Below are 16,614 nucleotides of genomic sequence, written 5' to 3' on the forward strand. Positions count from 1 at the left end.
CTATTGGATGAATCCAAATAGAACGATGCACTTTGCGCTCAGCTTCCTGGCAGGATCCCTCCTGCTATGGGGCTGTGCGAACCAAGGTACACCCGAAGGTGGCCCCTTTGACACGGAGCCACCTCGCCTCCTACAGGCCTCACCTGCGGTGAAGGCTACGGGGGTCAATACGCGCCACTTTACCCTGACCTTCGATGAGAACGTCAAGCTCTCCAGCCAGACGGACAAGATCATCGTATCCCCTCCCCAGCGTGAGGCAGCACGTATCACAGCCAACGGGCGCCACGTCTCCATCGTACTCTCCGACACCCTGCGCCCCAATACGACCTACAGCTTCTACTTCGATGATGTCATCGTAGACAACAACGAGGACAACCCGCTCGAAGGCTTCAGCTACCTCATCTCCACAGGTGGGCAGATCGACTCGATGCAGCTGGCAGGTCGGGTCATCGATGCCTTGACCTTTGAGCCTGTCGAAGGGCTCATCGTAGGGGCTTATCCCGCCACAGACATCAACGATAGTACGCTACGTAAGCGTCCCTTCCCCTATGTCAGTAAGACCAATAAGCTGGGATTCTTCACCATGCGTGGGCTCCCCAACAGCACCTACAAGGTCTTTGCGACGAAGGACAACGATGCGAACTATCAGTACAGCGACCGCAGTGAAGGTCTTGCCTTCTCTCGCGAGAGCTTCCAGACGACACTACGCGATAGCATGCGTACCGACACGATACGCATCGACTCCATCGTGCGCCGTGACACGCTTCACCGCGACTCACTCGTCACCTATCCCTTCACCTACTACTTCCCTCGCGACATCGCCCTACGCTATTCGGTAGCGAAGGTGCAGCAGTACGGGCTCGAGCGACACAGCCGTCCCGATAGCTTGATCTGCCGACTGGAGTTCCTCGCTGAGCCTAAGAAGCTCCCTCGCCTTCGCTCGCTGGACAAGCCAACCACACCAGCCGAATCCCTCTACTGGGCTACGGCTAAGGGCAAGGTCGTCGATCTATGGCTACGTGACAAGGAGCTCCTTGCACGCGACTCGGTGCGCTTCGCTCTCACCTACGAGAAGACCGACTCACTGCTTCGCCTGCAAGAGAAGACCGATACGCTCGTCTTCATCAAGCCACAGGCACGAGCTAAGAAGCACGACAAGACGCACGAAGCAGAGAAGTCTCCTCTACAGATCACCCTTACCGGGGCTTCGGGCGCTTTTGGAGGCACTCCAAGTGATAGCCTCTATGTGACGGCCTCACGTCCCCTTGCAGCCCTCCCCTCCTCTGCGATTCACCTGGAGATACAGGAGGACTCACTCTACAAGCCTCAGGATTTCACCATCGTACAGGACTCGCTGGATCACCTGCGCTATACGCTCCGCTTCCCACGGGCCTATGGCAAGAGCTATCGGGCACGCATTGATTCGGCTGCCGTACGCGATATCTATGGCGCTGCCTGCGACTCTGTCGCCTTCACGCAGCAGATACAGAAGGAGGACGAGTTCGGTCAGCTCACCATCACCCTGCAGGGGATCCGCTCTCACGCCCTCGTCCAACTCATAGACAAGAGCGATGCCGTCCTCCAGCAGTTCTATGGGCATGAGGTCAAGGTAGATACGACGCAGAAAGCACAGCCCACAGCAGCATCTACCGAAGGCGATAAGATACTCGCCGAGCTACTCTCTAAGCAAGCTCCTCAAGCCACTAAGGCCGATAGCCTCCCCGAAGCAAAGACTCCCACAGAGTCCTGTCAAGTCTCCTTCCATGACCTGAAGCCTGGGGAGTACTTCGTCCGACTCATCGTCGATACGGACGACAACGCCGCCTTCACACCTGGAGACTACCCTGATCGTGCCCCCGAGGAGGTCTATTACTACCCGCAGGCGATCTCCATCAAGAAAGGCTTCACCTCCGAAGAGCGCTGGGACATCCACACGCAGTCTCCTCTGGGTAGCAAGCCCGAAGCCCTGCGCAAGGTCAAGCCCGACGAGGCGAAGAAGAAGCGCGAGGATAAGAACATCGAGTACTACAAGCGCTGGGGACGCAAGCGTCGCTAACCCCTCGCCTCTCCACCCAAAGCAGAAGCGGTACAACTCCCATCGGGAGCTGTACCGCTTCTGCTATTATACCGTTATACCGTGGTAGGCTACTCGCGTCTATCGCTTAGGGAACATATCCGAGTTGATCGCCACGAAGATCCGATCATCATACTCCTTTTGATTGCCTTCCAGTCCGAGCGCATCGATAAGGTGCTGGCGAGCTCGTCTCTCCTTCCGCCGATCAAACTTCAATGTAGAATCGGTGGACGGATCGTAATGGAAGTAGAGCAAGATGACCTCTGAATTATCGAGGAAACGCTTCTTGATGGCCGTCCACCACATCTGATCCGTGGGACCGAGGGACAAGCCAAAGAGGCAAATCACATCAGCCCCCGCAATGAGACTAAGACACTCCTCATCCACAAGCGTTCCCCGACCTTCATTGGCTTGTGGCTTCAGCAGGAGGTCCATAACATCGTCACACTGCCTACACTGATCACACACGATTTGCTCGCCATGATCTACACCAAGCAGAATTCCACCCTCACCTAATAATCCGTGCACATGCTTCACCCCTTGGTATATCACGGGGTGACCTTCATGCCCTTCCGCATAGGTGTACTCTCCGACCAGCAAAGCATCCTGGCAGAGGCACTCAAATGATGAGGTATAGTTGAAGGAGATGACGTCAATATACCATGCCTGAGCAATAGTCAGAGCACGAAGCTCTTTCTCTTCTCTCAGCTTGAAGTAGCGATAGGGGTAGGTCAGGTCTTCACGGAACTTCTCGACCTCCTCGGGAGTAGGTTCAAAACTATTGCACTGTGCCAGATAGGCCTCTAAGGAGCGATTCATATCCTCGTAGAAGTCACAGAACCCATCAGCATCATCACCAAAGGCCGTAGTAAACTCACCAAGAGCTATCTCTAAATCCTTCCACTGCTCTTCGCCGCGCCCCTCTCGCTCCGCCATCTCAGCAAAGAAGCGCTCCTTATACTTTTGGATAGCCTCTTCTTGCTGGCTGCGACCGGAGCCAAGCTGTGGGGTTTGCCCCTTATAGTACTCTAAAAAGTCTGCATAGCGAGTAGGTAGCCCAAGTCTTAGGTCAAAGCCATTACCTATAAGGTAGAGGACATTCATAGCTATTCTATCTGTAGAGGGTCAGCGTGATGAAGTATACTGTGGTAGGCACCATCCTGAGTGGGATTGCGCGCATAAAGGTACGAAGATTGTGCGCACGCATAGCGAAACGAGAGTGAACCAATAGTGGTAGATGGTATGAACCTATATTGGTCACTGAGCGAACCTATATTGGTCGACGCGTGAACCTATATTGGTCGCTAACGGAAGCTATATTGGTCGGAGCACGAACCAATATAGGTTCGCACCCCTACCCGATATTGACTCAAACTATACCCCGATATTGGATGGCTTATAACTATCGTCAGGCCTACGCTGTTAGTAAGTCAGTAAACTACCATCAACCTCTACACAGTCTAAAAGAACAGGCATTATGAAACGGAACAGTCTCCGGACACTGACCCTTCTGCTACTACTGGCAGCTGGAGCCTTAGGACTTCGAGCTATGCGCATGCAGACACACCCTTCACCCAACACTCCATCCACTTCACCTATGAAAGAGATCTATTTGGCCGGCGGTTGCTTCTGGGGCACCGAGCACTTCTTCAAGCAAGTACGTGGCGTCATCTCCACAGAGGTCGGCTACGCCAATGGCCATACCTCCCGCCCCAGCTACGAGGAAGTGTGTAGCCACACGACAGGCTTTGCCGAAGCCGTACACATCACCTACGCTCCCGATCAGGTAAGTCTCAGCAAGCTCCTTGAGCTCTACTTCCTGACGATTGATCCGACGTCGCTCAATAAGCAAGGTGGCGACGTGGGCGATCAGTACCGCACGGGCATCTATTACACCGACACCGCAGACCTACCGACGATCAAGAAGGCGATCGAGATGCTACAGCGTGAGCATGCACAGCCCATCGTCATCGAGGTAGAGCCCCTCCGCAACTTCTACGATGCAGAGACTTACCATCAGGACTATTTGGACAAGAACCCTTCCGGCTACTGCCATATCCGCCCCGAACTCTTCCAGATCGCTCGCGAGGCCAATGCCTATGTCAAGCCTTCGGACGAAGAGCTGCGCCGTCGGCTCACCCCCACTCAGTACGCTGTCACACAGCATGCCGCCACGGAGCATCCCTTTGACAACGACTATTGGGACGAGAAGCGCGAAGGCATCTATGTCGATATCACGACGGGCGAACCGCTCTTCATCTCCACGGATAAGTTCGACTCGGGCTGCGGATGGCCCAGCTTCTCCCGCCCCATTGACTCCACCCTCGTCAGCGAGCATCAGGATGACTCCCACGGCATGAAGCGTATCGAGGTGCGCAGTAAGACGGGTAAGGCTCATCTCGGCCATGTCTTCGAAGACGGCCCGCAGGAGCTGGGTGGCCTACGCTACTGCATCAATAGCGCGGCCCTCCGCTTCATCCCCCGCGAAGAGATGAAGCAAGCCGGCTACGCCAAGTACCTCCCCCTCCTCGAGAAGAAGCAGAGCAAGAAGGGGAAGTAAGGTAAGCTACCACAACTCTACATACAACGATCCCATCGGAGAAGGCTCATTCATCTCCGATGGGATCGCTGTATCTACGGTTATTTATCTCTAAGCACAGCAAACACTACATATCCGATCGGGGAAAGGTGCTTGCACAGTGCCGCACAAAAAAATATCAAGTGAAGGAGAGCGCATGGCCTCCTTCACTTGATAGAGCACGGAGATGTGGGATCGGGTACTAAGGGGATAAGATGACTCCTATCACTTCGCAGGCATCAGATCCCTACATGCCCGTCTCCGGAATGATTGTCCGACGAGCCACCACCTGTTTTAGGAGTCGCTTTCTTCGCTTTCTTCACGCGGGGAGTGACCCGCTCGAAGCTAACATCATCCAGACGGAAGTACTCGGAATTGGGGCGCAGGAGTACGCGAGCTTCGGTGATGTGCTGGCTCGCATTGAATTCCTGCCCCTTGGGCACGACCTTACTCTTGAAGCTGGGCTTCAGCTTGCCCAGACGCCCGAACTCGACCATATCGCCGTTAGCGACGAGCTTTCTCGCCATATCGGCAGCCAGATTGAGCACGGAGGCAACCTCCATGTAGTTGAAAGTGGTTTGATCAGCGACCATTTCGCAGAAGTGGTCGAAGGAGACGCTACGTCGGTCTGTGGGCGACGCTACTTGTACGATCTGCCCTTTGAGCTTGCCGATGCTCATTTTTCTTTCGCGTAGCACATAGGCTAAAGGCTTGTTTTTTCCCATGGGATTCAAATAGTATTAAGCTGTTAGTAATAATGTGTTTATGTGTCTCACTTGGTACACATTGCGAAGTTAACCATTTCTCTTCAAAATATTCCTATATAGCACACGTTACAAAGCTATATAATCATCGAGCCAATACTATATAGTAATCACCCAAAAGCTATATAGTAATCAGATGAAAGCTATATAGTAATCGAGTCAATCCTATATAGTAATCAAGTGAAAGCTATATAGGAATACAACGAAAGCTATATAGCAATCGGGGTGATCCTATATAGGAATCAGCCCAAAGCTATATAGCTTTCGCTTGTTTGATAGATTCGATTAAGAGACAGTTAGCCCTATACTTCTAAATGCCTCCCATGCCTTGTCTATGCATTCATCAATCTTTTCCTTCGTCGGATTGCATAGAAGACAAATGCATTCTTCAATCTTTTCAATGAACTCTTGATTATGTAGGTGCTTTCCCTTGATGTACTCTAGAGCGTTATCTATATGTGCAGCCACTTCACCGACGCTTACACCTAGCTCGAACTGATCAACGCTCTCAGAGGGTTCACCCCATGAGACCCTTTCTAAACGGCGGTAAATATCGGCGTCTGCACCTGCTACACCAAAACGATCACATTTAAACACAGCTCTTATTAAGGACTCATAATATAGAGCCTTCATATTCTCAGACATACTTCTACGTATTAGAGTTAAACATGCAACAAATATAATGCGATTATATTATATATCCTATCTAATACCCCAAGTATTCACTACATGATTCTAAGTAGTGGAATTATGTGACAGAGAACAGCCAATATTCTCGTGTCCTCTAGATAGATAGCGAGAAGTGAGCCCCTGCGAATCTGGTGTAGTAAGATCCATCAAGAGTTACTTCCCGATGCAGAAATGGGCGAAGATATTGTGAAGGACGGAGTCACTTGTGATGTCGGCTCCGGTGACTTCGCCTATGGCCGTGATAGCACCACGCAGGTCGGGCGTCAGCAGGTCTGTGGGAAGGCCATCCGTCAGCCCCGTACGCACGGTACTTAGGCTATGGAGTGCCGTCGTGAGGAGTGCATGGTGGCGGGCATTACTCACCACAAGGTCGGTAGACTGGAGCTCGGGAAGCGCCAAGGCCTTGATCAGTGCCGCACGAAGTTCATCCAAGCCGTCCCCTCGTTGGGCCGATATGGGCAGGATCGAAGGCGCTTCACCCGAAGGCAAATACTCGGTAAGTAGCGACGAAAGATCCGTTAGTACGGCTTGCGTGGCCTGAGGATCGATGGCATCGATCTTGTTGAGCAAGACGAGGAAGGGCTTATCCTCCAGGCGAGGAAGGAGCTGGAGGAGTGCCGCACGATAGTCTGCATCAGCTATGCGCAAGGCATCTACGAGGAGCAGGACAAGGCTCGCCTTATCGATCTTATCGTAGCTGCGGTCAATACCCAGCGCCTCGATCGTGTCATCCGTCGAGCGCAAGCCTGCCGTATCGATGAAGCGGAAGAGGACACCATCGATATTCAGCACGTCCTCGATCGTATCACGGGTCGTACCATGAATATCACTGACGATAGCGCGCTCTTCGCCTAAAAGAGTATTGAGCAGGGTGCTCTTCCCTACGTTCGTCGCGCCAGCGATAGCCACTGGGATACCACGCTTGATCGCATTACCAAGACGGAAGCTCTCGGTCAGACGCTCGATCTTCGCCGTCAGTTCGTCGAGGAGCTGCAGAAGCTGCGTACGGTCAGCGAAGGTCACATCCTCCTCACTGAAGTCCAGCTCCAGCTCCATAAGGCTGGTCAGCTGTAGAAGTCGCTCACGTAGCTGGGCGAACTCTGCGCTATAGCCGCCACGCATCTGAGTGAGCGCCATGCGGTGCTGCGCCTCCGATTCGGACGCGATGAGGTCAGCGACGGCTTCAGCACGACTTAGATCCATCTTGCCATGGAGGTAAGCCCGACGCGTGAACTCGCCTGGGGCTGCCATACGGCAGCCTTGATCGGTAAGAGCTTCGAGAAGTGCCTGCTGGATAAATACCGAGCCGTGGCACGAGATCTCTACGACATCTTCACCCGTATAGGAGCGTGGGGCACGGAAGCAAGTGACCAGACCTTCGTCGATCGTCTTGCCCTCGTGAGAGAAGCGACCAAAGTAAGCCATTCGATCCTTTGCACGCTCAAGCGTACGGACTTCACGACAAGAGAAGATCTGATCAACGATGCCGACGGCTTCGGAGCCTGACACGCGGATAATAGCGACACCACCCATACCAGGCGCAGTAGCCACAGCACAGATCGTATCACTGCCGATAAGCGATGATATCATGAGATAGTAGGAAGGTAAAGGGTGTTCGGAGAGAAGTGCTTATTCCTCAAGCTGACCACGCTTCAGGATCGAATGGATATTCTCTACGAGCAGCGAGAGAGCGACGGAGTTCATCCCCCCTTCGGGAATGATGATATCGGCATAGCGCTTAGAGGGCTCGACGAAGTCACGATGCATGGGCTTCACCGTAGAGAAGTACTGCTTGAGCACCGAGTTCATATCACGCCCACGCTCCTGGACATCACGCACGAGGCGGCGAGCCAATCGCACGTCATCATCCGTATCAACGAAGACCTTGACGTCCATCAGTTCGCGCAGCTCCTTGTTCTCAAGGATCAAGATACCATCAAGGATCAAGACCTTCGCGGGCTGGACACATACCGTCTGAGGCAAGCGGTTGTGGTCGGTGAAGGAGTAGACGGGGCGCTGGATACTCTGCCCCTGCTTGAGCTGGCGGATATGCTCGATCATCATATCCGTGTCGAAGGAGTGCGGGTGGTCATAGTTGAGCTTGGAGCGCTCCTCGAGACTGAGATCATCGTGCGCCTTGTAGTAGAAGTCGTGGCAGAGCGTCGTGACGTGCTCATCGACAAAGGCCTCCTGGAGCTTGCGTACCAGGGTTGACTTACCTGAGGCAGAGCCACCAGCGACACCGATGATCGTGGTGGATGTAGTATTTACTTGGCTCATAGCTGTAGCGAGATGATAAGGGATCAAGTTTATCTGGGCGTGGTGGCTCCGACAGCCTCGTAGACCAAGTCCTGGAGACGCTGACGGAGACGCTCACGTATGAGGGTCGTATTCTGACGTGTTGGGTAGGTGCGGTTGGAGAGGAAGATAAAGATGAGGTCATACTTGGGGTCTACCCAGAAGCATGTCCCTGTAAAGCCCTGGTGTCCGTAGGTCGCTGATGAGGCATAGATCCCCGTAGGGCCACCCGAAGAGCGGGGCTTATCAAAGCCAAGAGCTCTGATGCCCGATGCACTCGTCGTCTCAGTGAAGAGACGAACGGTAGAGCTGGGAATGACCTGCTTCTTACCCCATGCTCCATGCTGGAGTAGGAGTTGGCAGACCTTAGCGAGTTCTTCAGCCGCCCCGAAGAGTCCTGCATTACCCGATACACCACCGAGACAGGCAGCAGCTTCATCATCGACCGTACCACGGAGGATCTCTCCACGCAGGAAGGTATCATGCTGGGCGGGTGCAATCTGTTGGATCTTTACGCCACGCTCCAAGGGATTGAAGTAGAGACGTGCTTGGATAGGGCGATAGATATGCTTCGTGACGAACTCATCTAAGGGTTCACCAGAGACACGCTCGATGACTTGCTGGAGGAGGATGAAGTTCAGATCACTATAGCGGTAGCTCTTATCTGATGAGACCCGAGCCGAGAGGAGACGCTCCATCATCCGTGTCTTGAAGGATGGCGATAGATACTTCTTTGAGCCAAAGCGCAGGGTATGCTCTTCGGTTGCCTTATCAGAGATGTATTTATCGAGGAAGCGGAAGTTCGGATTACCCCAAGCCTTCCCTACGAGAGGCACACCACCAGCAAAGGACTTATAGCGGATGAGCGAGCCTTCATAGCTCGTATCATCAATAAGGTCGGTGTAGAAGTTGATCCCTGCTGGTAGCCCAGACTGATGGAGCAGGAGCTGGCGAATAGTGACCATCCCAAGCAGCGTCTCCTTAGTCTCGGGGAGGTAACTCAGCAGTGGCGAATTGAGATTGATCTTCTTCTCCCCGACGAGGATCATCAGAGCAGGTGTCGTAGCGGCAGCCTTCGTGATAGAAGCCAAGTCATAGATACTCTGTGGCGTAGCAGGCTCCCCCTGTCGCCCCTTGAGACTCGTAAGCGAACCATAGGCTTTGTTCACAAGCACCTCACCTTGGTAGAAGGCGAAGATCTGGCACCCTGGATAAGCTCCCATACGAAGGCCAGCCTCAGCTAAGCTATCGATACGAGCTAAGGCTTTGGAGGATACTGATTCGGGAGCAAGGATATGCTCCGTAGTGGCTGGTAGGCTATCTACCTGCAGACTATCGGGCAACTGAGGCGTCTGCCCATAGAGAGCACTCAGTGGAAGAAGCGAGAGGAGGGCAACGAGAGGACGAGAGCGCATAGACGTATGGTTTAGCGACGAGTCTTCGAGGTAGGCTGAATAGCCTTGGTCTTTGCCGTAGGATCTTCTCCTTCACCAGCAGATACATTAGCTTGCCAGAGGCGGCTACGAAGTGCAGCTTCTTCGGGAGTCCATATCTGCTTCTTGACCTCAGCCGCAGAAGCTTCTGGCGACTTCTTCTTGATGATCAGAGCATACTTGAAGGCCAAGATACGACGGCACTTCTCTTCTACTTCGGATTCGCTCACCTCGCCCGATCGGAGTGCTTGGATGATTGCATTACGAGCCTCCAAAGGCTGTGAAGGGCCAAGGAGGATATCATTACCGGCTTTCAGGGCTTCGACTGCTACTGAGTTCACGCCATTAGCCTGAGCACCGCGCATCTCCAGAGCATCCGTGATGACAAGTCCCTTGAAGCCCATATCGTGGCGTAGAAGATCTGTCGTGATCTTACGACTAAGCGAGGCAGCGCGTCCCGTGGCATCATAGGCCGGTACACGCAGGTGAGCTGTCATCACGCCCCCCAGTCCCGCATCACGATAGGCACGGAAGGGATAGAGCTCAACACGCTGCATACGCTCGCGTGAAGCTGATACGGTAGGAAGTGTCTTGTGGGAGTCTTCGGAGGTGTCACCATGCCCAGGGAAGTGCTTAGCGACAGAGAGGACACCACCCTCTTCGAGCCCCTGACCATAGGCGACAGCACAGCGAGCGACGAGCTCAGGGCTATCGCCAAAGCTACGCGTACCGATGACGGGATTCTTAGGATTGATATTCACATCCACTACAGGAGCGAAATTGATGTGGATCCCCATCAGCTGGCACTGACGAGCGACCTCAGCACCATAGGCTTTGATGAGCTCCATATCTCCCTTGATACCCAGCCCCTTACTACGAGGATAGCGTGGTGCGTCCTTGAGACGCATATAGAGTCCCCACTCACCATCGAGAGCGATAAGCATAGGCACAGCACTAGCCTCTTGCAGGCTCTGTGTCAAGTCTCGCTGATCAGCAAGGAAACCCTTTTGGAAGAGGATACCACCCCACTTCTCCTGCTTCATACGCTTCAGCAAAGCAGACTTGTCCTCTGGACGTGGGTAGATAATCGGCATAATCAACTGCCCCACACGTCCTTCTAAGTCGAGACTCTTATAGACGCTATCGACCCAGCGCTGCTGTGCTGTAGGATCGATACCACGGAAGACGAGGAGTCCTTCTTGTTGCAGCTCTGTCTTCTTGGGAGTCTTACTCTCCTGCGGTGCCGAGAAGGCATCAAAGCTAAGAGTACAGCACAGGGCAAGACCCAGTAAATATTTGGAAGATTGGAATGTGATTGCAGCCATTGAGGGATATAAATAAAGCGCTTAGGGCTTCTGCTTACGGAAGACCCAAAAGCGCTGTAGCGTATAATTGAAGAGTACGGAGACAAAGAGGTCACTGATGAGCTTCCCTATCTTATAGTCGATCCCAGCATAGTGCTCAAGAGCGTACGTGCCAAGATACTTTAGGAGGATACTACCTGCTACAATCGTAGCGAACTTGAGGATCTGACCACCAAGACCACTATCATAAGCTACGCCCTTATCTCGGAAGGTCCAGTAGCGATTAAGCGAGAAGTTAACGACCGCCCCTACTACCCCACCACAAGCGAGTGCCCAGAAGAGCTCCCATCCGAAGACCTCGACGCCAAGGATCATCAGACCATAGTCCACAACAGAGCCAGCTCCAGCGGATATCTGGGCTTGGGTAAAGTTCAGGACAAGACGTCGGAGGCGCTGGAGCAAGGGGAAGAATGACCTTAGTTGGAAGCCTGCTGCTGCTCGCGACGAAGGGCGATGTCGCGCTCATCTGCTGCAGCGAGGAGCTTACGAAAGTCTGAAATAAAGGAGAAGAGGAGGATAATCGAGATCATGAGACCGAACCACTGCATGCTCCCAGGGAAGAAGAATTCCGAACAGAAGAGCAAAGCTAAGATGATACGGACCTCCGTCGGACCGAGAATGCCCGAGTCAATCGAATACTTATCGGTGACCTTATAGCGGAGCTGTGAGATGATCATCTCTGCACCGTAGAGGACGACAAAGATGAACCCAACGACCTTCCATTCTGGCTGTACATAGGCATAATAGCCCAAGCCGATAGCTACGATACCGATCCAGTCAACTACGATATCCAAGCAGAAGCCAAACCACTTACGGGGCTTCTTACGGTAGTAAGCAAGACGGCCATCAAGTGAGTCGCCGAACCAGTTGACGAAGAAAGCGATGGGAGTGAATAGCAGGAGCCAAGAGCCCCAGACCGTGGCTAAGCACATGAGCAGTGCTACAAGTAGATTGCCGCAAAGTCCCAGCGAGGTAAGCATATTAGACGTCACCCAGCGAGGCATACGCTCTACGAGATAGGCGATGAGAGCAAGCTCCTGATCATGAAGGATATTCGTTCGCTTACGATCTTGGCTTATCGCCTTTTTAGTTTCAGACATAACTCTGTATTATTCTATTGACTGGGTCCTCTTGGCTCAGCCTATCTACCGTTGTCAAATGAGGGGTGGGACTTCCATCCTAAAGTTTGGAGGTCTACCACCCGAGTACCGACAGCAAGTCGGTGTCCCTACCACAAAGTTAACCTATATTTTCATATAGTACTCCGGCTTGGCATATGGTCTTGCTTATCATTTTACACACCAAGTCGAAAGCACAGCTCAAGCACATTCTGCCCACCTCTGAATCGAGGTGGAGAATAAGCTTATCCCCCAGGCATATACAAAAAAAGAGGAGCTATCGCTCCTCTCTCTGTTGTCTCATAAGGACTCGAACCTTAACAAACAGGACCAGAATCTGTTGTGCTACCATTACACCATGAGACAATACTCGGTGAACCTTGGCGGACTCGAACCGCCGACCCCTACCCTGTCAAGGTAGTGCTCTAAACCAACTGAGCTAAAGATTCATATCGTTTTTGACACTGCAAAGGTAGGCAAATATTCCGAACTACCAAACATTCGGCGAAAAAAATCTCTCCACACTCCTGTTTTTCATTGTGCGATTATATCAAGGTGCCATTTCCGTCGGGCAACATCATTCCCTTTTTGAGAGTCACTGAAAAGACTGTAGCTAAGGATGTAGGGAGAGTAAATCGTCTTAGCTAATCTCATCTATGAATCGCTATCAAATAAGAGTAGCGGGAGAGAAGCGACAAGGTACTTTGAAGAGGGGCCTTCTGAGCGAAGAATTAGCTTCGTGCTAATCGTTGCCGACTCAATATGCCCCTGAGATCTTGATAAAGACCACGACAAGCGCTGGCAGTAGAGTCCAATTACATTTTATTACCTTTGCTCACGAGGAGTCGGTCTCGAGACCACTCCAATAGTCTTTATTTACTATCTCTAAACTGTAAAGCGAATATGAAGAAGTTCATCCTCGCCGCAGCGTGCCTCTTAGCGCTCGGTGCAAATATCTCGGCTCAGAACCCCGAAAAGAAGGAACCCGTAAAAAAGGAATGTTCCAAGAACGATGCTAAGTCCTGCGATAAGAAGGACGCCAAGACTTGCGATAAGAAAGATGGCAAGGCTTGCGACCAGAAGGCAGACAAGTCCGCTCAGGAAGCAGGCAAGAAGGACTGCTGCAAGAAGGACGCCAAGGATAAGCAGCAGGATTGCTGCAAGAAGCAGAAGAAGTAATCCCTCCTCTAACCTATAGCAAAGGCCCCGCTACTCAATGATTGAGTAGCGGGGCCTTTCCTTTTTATACAGCCGTATTACTAACGGCATCTATAGTGCGTGATCATTCATCGACGACGAGATTATCGATGATGAAGTTCTGACGCTCGGGGGTATTCTTACCCATATAGAACATAAGGAGGTTGCTTAGATTGTCCTCCTTGCGGATACGGATAGGATCCAGCTTGATATTCTCCTCGCTGATCCAATCCTTGAACTGCTCTGGAGAGATCTCTCCAAGCCCCTTGAATCGCGTGACCAGTGCTCGCTTGCCCAGCTTCTTCAGTGCAGCCTGCTTCTGAGCCTCATTGTAGCAGTAGATGTTTGTCACAAGTTCTTCGGCAGGTGCCTCCTCTGCAGTCTTCTTGGTACGGCCCTTCTTCTTAGCAGGAGTGCTTGTCATAAAGTTGTCTGACTTCTTGTGCTCCTTGGGCAAGAAGACGCGGAAGAGCGGAGTCTCGAGGATGAAGACATGCCCACGACGCACCAGCTCGGGGAAGAACTGCAGGAAGAAAGTAATCAGCAGTAGACGGATATGCATCCCGTCGTCATCAGCATCGGTCGCGATGATGATACGATTGTAGCGTAGCCCGTCGAGACCATCCTCGATATTGAGAGCAGCCTGAAGGAGGTTGAACTCTTCATTCTCATACACCACCTTCTTACTCTGGCCATAGCAGTTGAGGGGCTTACCTCGGAGGCTGAAGACGGCTTGATACTTGGGGTCACGACACGTGGTGATGGAGCCACTCGCCGAGTTACCCTCCGTGATGAAGAGGCTGGTACGCTCAGGCTCCTTCGCCTTAGGGTCATTGAAGTGGATCGTACAGTCGCGAAGCTTCTTGTTGTGCAGGCTGGCCTTCTTAGCCCGCTCGCGTGCAAGCTTTGCTACACCACTGAGAGACTTACGCTCACGCTCACTTTCCTGGATCTTCTGCAGCATGATGGCAGCATCCTCGGGGTGGATATGGAGGTAGTTATCCAGCTCCTTACCAAGGAAGTCATTGAGGAACTTCTGAATACTTCGCCCATCAGGCTCCATATCCTTTGACCCAAGCTTGGTCTTAGTCTGGCTCTCGAAGACGGGCTCCTCGATCTTAATGCTGATGGCAGCTGCCATCCCATAGCGGATGTCGCGGTAGTCGAAGTTCTTCCCAAAGAAGTCCTTGATGACACGAGCTACGGCCTCCTTGAAGGCCGAGAGGTGCGTACCTCCCTGTGTAGTATTCTGTCCGTTGACAAAGCTATAGAAGTCCTCCCCTACCTGCGAGGTATGGGTCAGGACGATCTCGACGTCGTCCTCCTTGAGATGGATGATAGGATACAGAGGCTCCTCGGTGATGTTCTCCTCGAGGAGGTCTGCTAAGCCACGCTTCGAGAGATAGCGCTTGCCATTATAGATGAGAGCAAGACCTGCATTGAGGAAGGAGTAGTTCTTCACCATCGTCTCGACGAACTCATCCTTGTACTCGTAGTCGCGGAAGAGGTCAGCATCGGGACGGAAGACGACTCGCGTCCCCGACGGCTCATCGGAGGGAACGGCCTCGGTCTCCTCTAAAAGCTTGGCGTGGGAGTAGCGAACAGTCTTCGTCAGACCTTCACGCCAGACGGTGATCTCACAGTGAATGGAGAGAGCATTAACAGCTTTGATACCGACACCATTAAGCCCGACAGACTTCTTGAAGGCCTTAGAATCAATCTTCCCCCCAGTGTTCATCTTGCTCGTGGCATCGATGAGCTTACCGAGAGGGATACCACGCCCGTAGTCACGCACCGTCACCTGACCCTCACGGATAGTGATCTCAACCTTCTTACCAGCCCCCATGACATACTCGTCGATCGAGTTGTCAAGGACTTCCTTCAGCAGGACGTAGATACCATCATCGGAATGGGAGCCATCTCCAAGCTTCCCGATATACATCCCCGGGCGGCGACGAATATGCTCGTCCCACTCCAAGGTCTTGATATCACTGTCGTTGTAGTCTACTGTCGTCTGTTCTAAAAGAGTCATGTGGTTGTAACGTCCGTCGTTGTTTTGCAGGTCAAAGATAGCAAAAAGCCCGCAGGAAACCGCCTGTGAGCCTATATAATGCCCTCTAATATAGCTCTATGTCAATATACTCTCCACGGCCTACCCCATAGCTTACCCATTCAAGGTAACTGCGCTACGTATAGCCTTGGAAGGCTGGTGCTACTTCGCAGACCTACCGCACGCTCTATCCGATCCTGACGGACGATATCCAGGCGAATCCCGAGCAACTCAAGCAGAACACAGGTACTAATCCTGAGTAGGACGCACTTCGCACCATCCGGATCTATCACCCCACTAGGGCGATCCATATAGAAGGCTTCCCTTGAGCTCCCACTGTGGAGCTCGAGGGCAAGCGGTTCTATATCATCTTCTTGTATGCCGATGTGTGGTTGCCTATGGAAGGGAGTGGTATGAACCTATATTGGTCATCGGGCTGACCTATATAGGTTGCTCTTCCGACCAATATAGGTCACGACGCGAACCTATATAGGTTGACTCAGTGACCAATATAGGTCGGTAGCACCTCCCCTCTCTCGTATATGCCATACAGGGTAAGACTGCCCTCTCTTAGTGAAGCGAGATCCAAACGACTACTGGTCTGTATGCGAAACAACTATTCGTTTGGGGGTCAAACTATTATTGGTTCACTATCCAAACTACTATTGGTTCGAGCGCGGAGCACTACTGGTTTGAGCGCGAACGACTATTGCTCTACACTTCCCAGCTCTATTGCTTCGCTCCTTGGTCTTGAGAAAGTACGGCTTTCACCTTGATGCGGGAGCACCGTCTACCCACTGCATGAATATTGGAAGTATCGCCGATATTGCTTATCTTTGCAACGCTTTAGAGTGCCTCCTGCGATATGGACACACTAAAAGCTTAGGTAGAATCAGTAGCTCAGTCGGTAGAGCACATCCCTTTTAAGGATGGGGTCCTGGGTTCGAACCCCAGCTGATTCACAGTGGGGATGTCGCAAGGCATCCCCACACTCTTTTATAAAGCATGCGCCCCACAAGACCACTACTGAGGTCTTGCGGGGCGCATG

The 16,614-nt window shown here is 52.4% G+C and carries 13 protein-coding genes and 2 tRNA genes; 4 read left to right on the forward strand and 11 right to left on the reverse strand.

The features are described 5' to 3' along the window. Positions 1–7 precede the first annotated feature (7 nt). Positions 8–2,056 carry an Ig-like domain-containing domain gene (locus tag HMPREF1121_RS02025; RefSeq protein WP_232223717.1) on the forward strand — a complete coding sequence of 683 codons (2,049 nt, stop codon included), beginning with the start codon at positions 8–10 and terminating at the stop codon, positions 2,054–2,056. Positions 2,057–2,155: 99 nt separating this feature from the next. Here HMPREF1121_RS02025 and HMPREF1121_RS02030 read toward each other — a convergent pair whose 3' ends face one another. Further along, a complete protein-coding gene (locus HMPREF1121_RS02030) occupies positions 2,156–3,178 on the reverse strand; it encodes an AbiH family protein (protein WP_044114435.1) in 1,023 nt (340 codons plus the stop codon). A 373-nt stretch (positions 3,179–3,551) separates the two neighbouring features. Here HMPREF1121_RS02030 and msrB point away from each other — a divergent pair, with 373 nt between their 5' ends. After that, on the forward strand, positions 3,552–4,634 hold the full coding sequence (gene msrB / locus HMPREF1121_RS02035; protein ID WP_044114436.1) for a peptide-methionine (R)-S-oxide reductase MsrB: 1,083 nt from the start codon (positions 3,552–3,554) through the stop codon (positions 4,632–4,634). Between the two features lie 257 nt (positions 4,635–4,891). Here the strand turns inward: msrB and HMPREF1121_RS02040 are convergent, their stop codons facing one another. The 9 genes from HMPREF1121_RS02040 to HMPREF1121_RS02085 all read right to left on the reverse strand — a co-directional run bounded on the left by HMPREF1121_RS02040 (position 4,892) and on the right by HMPREF1121_RS02085 (position 12,768). Further along, positions 4,892–5,377, reverse strand: coding sequence for an HU family DNA-binding protein (locus HMPREF1121_RS02040; protein WP_044114437.1), 486 nt, complete (start codon positions 5,375–5,377; stop codon positions 4,892–4,894). 324 nt (positions 5,378–5,701) lie between these two features. Continuing rightward, positions 5,702–6,061: a hypothetical protein gene (locus tag HMPREF1121_RS02045; protein WP_044114438.1), complete on the reverse strand. Its 360-nt coding sequence runs from the start codon at positions 6,059–6,061 to the stop codon at positions 5,702–5,704. Positions 6,062–6,259: 198 nt separating this feature from the next. Next, a complete protein-coding gene (gene mnmE / locus HMPREF1121_RS02050) occupies positions 6,260–7,696 on the reverse strand; it encodes a tRNA uridine-5-carboxymethylaminomethyl(34) synthesis GTPase MnmE (RefSeq protein ID WP_044114439.1) in 1,437 nt (478 codons plus the stop codon). A 39-nt stretch (positions 7,697–7,735) separates the two neighbouring features. After that, positions 7,736–8,386, reverse strand: a complete 651-nt coding sequence (gene udk / locus HMPREF1121_RS02055) for a uridine kinase (RefSeq protein ID WP_044114739.1) — start codon at positions 8,384–8,386, stop codon at positions 7,736–7,738. Between the two features lie 29 nt (positions 8,387–8,415). Further along, positions 8,416–9,819, reverse strand: coding sequence for a serine hydrolase domain-containing protein (locus HMPREF1121_RS02060; RefSeq protein ID WP_044114440.1), 1,404 nt, complete (start codon positions 9,817–9,819; stop codon positions 8,416–8,418). Positions 9,820–9,830: 11 nt separating this feature from the next. Continuing rightward, entirely contained in the window at positions 9,831–11,162 is a 1,332-nt protein-coding gene (locus HMPREF1121_RS02065; RefSeq protein ID WP_052353550.1) for a glycoside hydrolase family 3 protein, read from the reverse strand. A gap of 21 nt (positions 11,163–11,183) precedes the next feature. Continuing rightward, the gene (locus HMPREF1121_RS02070; protein ID WP_044114441.1) at positions 11,184–11,603 is read right to left on the reverse strand and encodes a GtrA family protein; all 420 of its coding nucleotides are present in this window, start codon (positions 11,601–11,603) and stop codon (positions 11,184–11,186) included. 14 nt (positions 11,604–11,617) lie between these two features. Continuing rightward, entirely contained in the window at positions 11,618–12,301 is a 684-nt protein-coding gene (locus HMPREF1121_RS02075; RefSeq protein ID WP_044114442.1) for a CDP-alcohol phosphatidyltransferase family protein, read from the reverse strand. Between the two features lie 392 nt (positions 12,302–12,693). After that, positions 12,694–12,768, reverse strand: a tRNA-Val gene (locus tag HMPREF1121_RS02085). Between the two features lie 454 nt (positions 12,769–13,222). Between HMPREF1121_RS02085 and HMPREF1121_RS02090 the strand changes: the two genes are divergently transcribed. Continuing rightward, positions 13,223–13,498: a hypothetical protein gene (locus tag HMPREF1121_RS02090; protein ID WP_044114443.1), complete on the forward strand. Its 276-nt coding sequence runs from the start codon at positions 13,223–13,225 to the stop codon at positions 13,496–13,498. Positions 13,499–13,601: 103 nt separating this feature from the next. Here HMPREF1121_RS02090 and HMPREF1121_RS02095 read toward each other — a convergent pair whose 3' ends face one another. Further along, positions 13,602–15,548: a DNA topoisomerase IV subunit B gene (locus HMPREF1121_RS02095; protein ID WP_009432877.1), complete on the reverse strand. Its 1,947-nt coding sequence runs from the start codon at positions 15,546–15,548 to the stop codon at positions 13,602–13,604. A gap of 907 nt (positions 15,549–16,455) precedes the next feature. On the opposite strand from HMPREF1121_RS02095, the gene HMPREF1121_RS02100 reads away from it, so the two are divergent. After that, positions 16,456–16,528: transfer RNA gene (locus HMPREF1121_RS02100), tRNA-Lys, on the forward strand. Positions 16,529–16,614 lie beyond the last annotated feature (86 nt).

The sequence above is a fragment of the Porphyromonas sp. KLE 1280 genome (assembly GCF_000700805.1).
Lineage (GTDB): Bacteria > Bacteroidota > Bacteroidia > Bacteroidales > Porphyromonadaceae > Porphyromonas > Porphyromonas pasteri.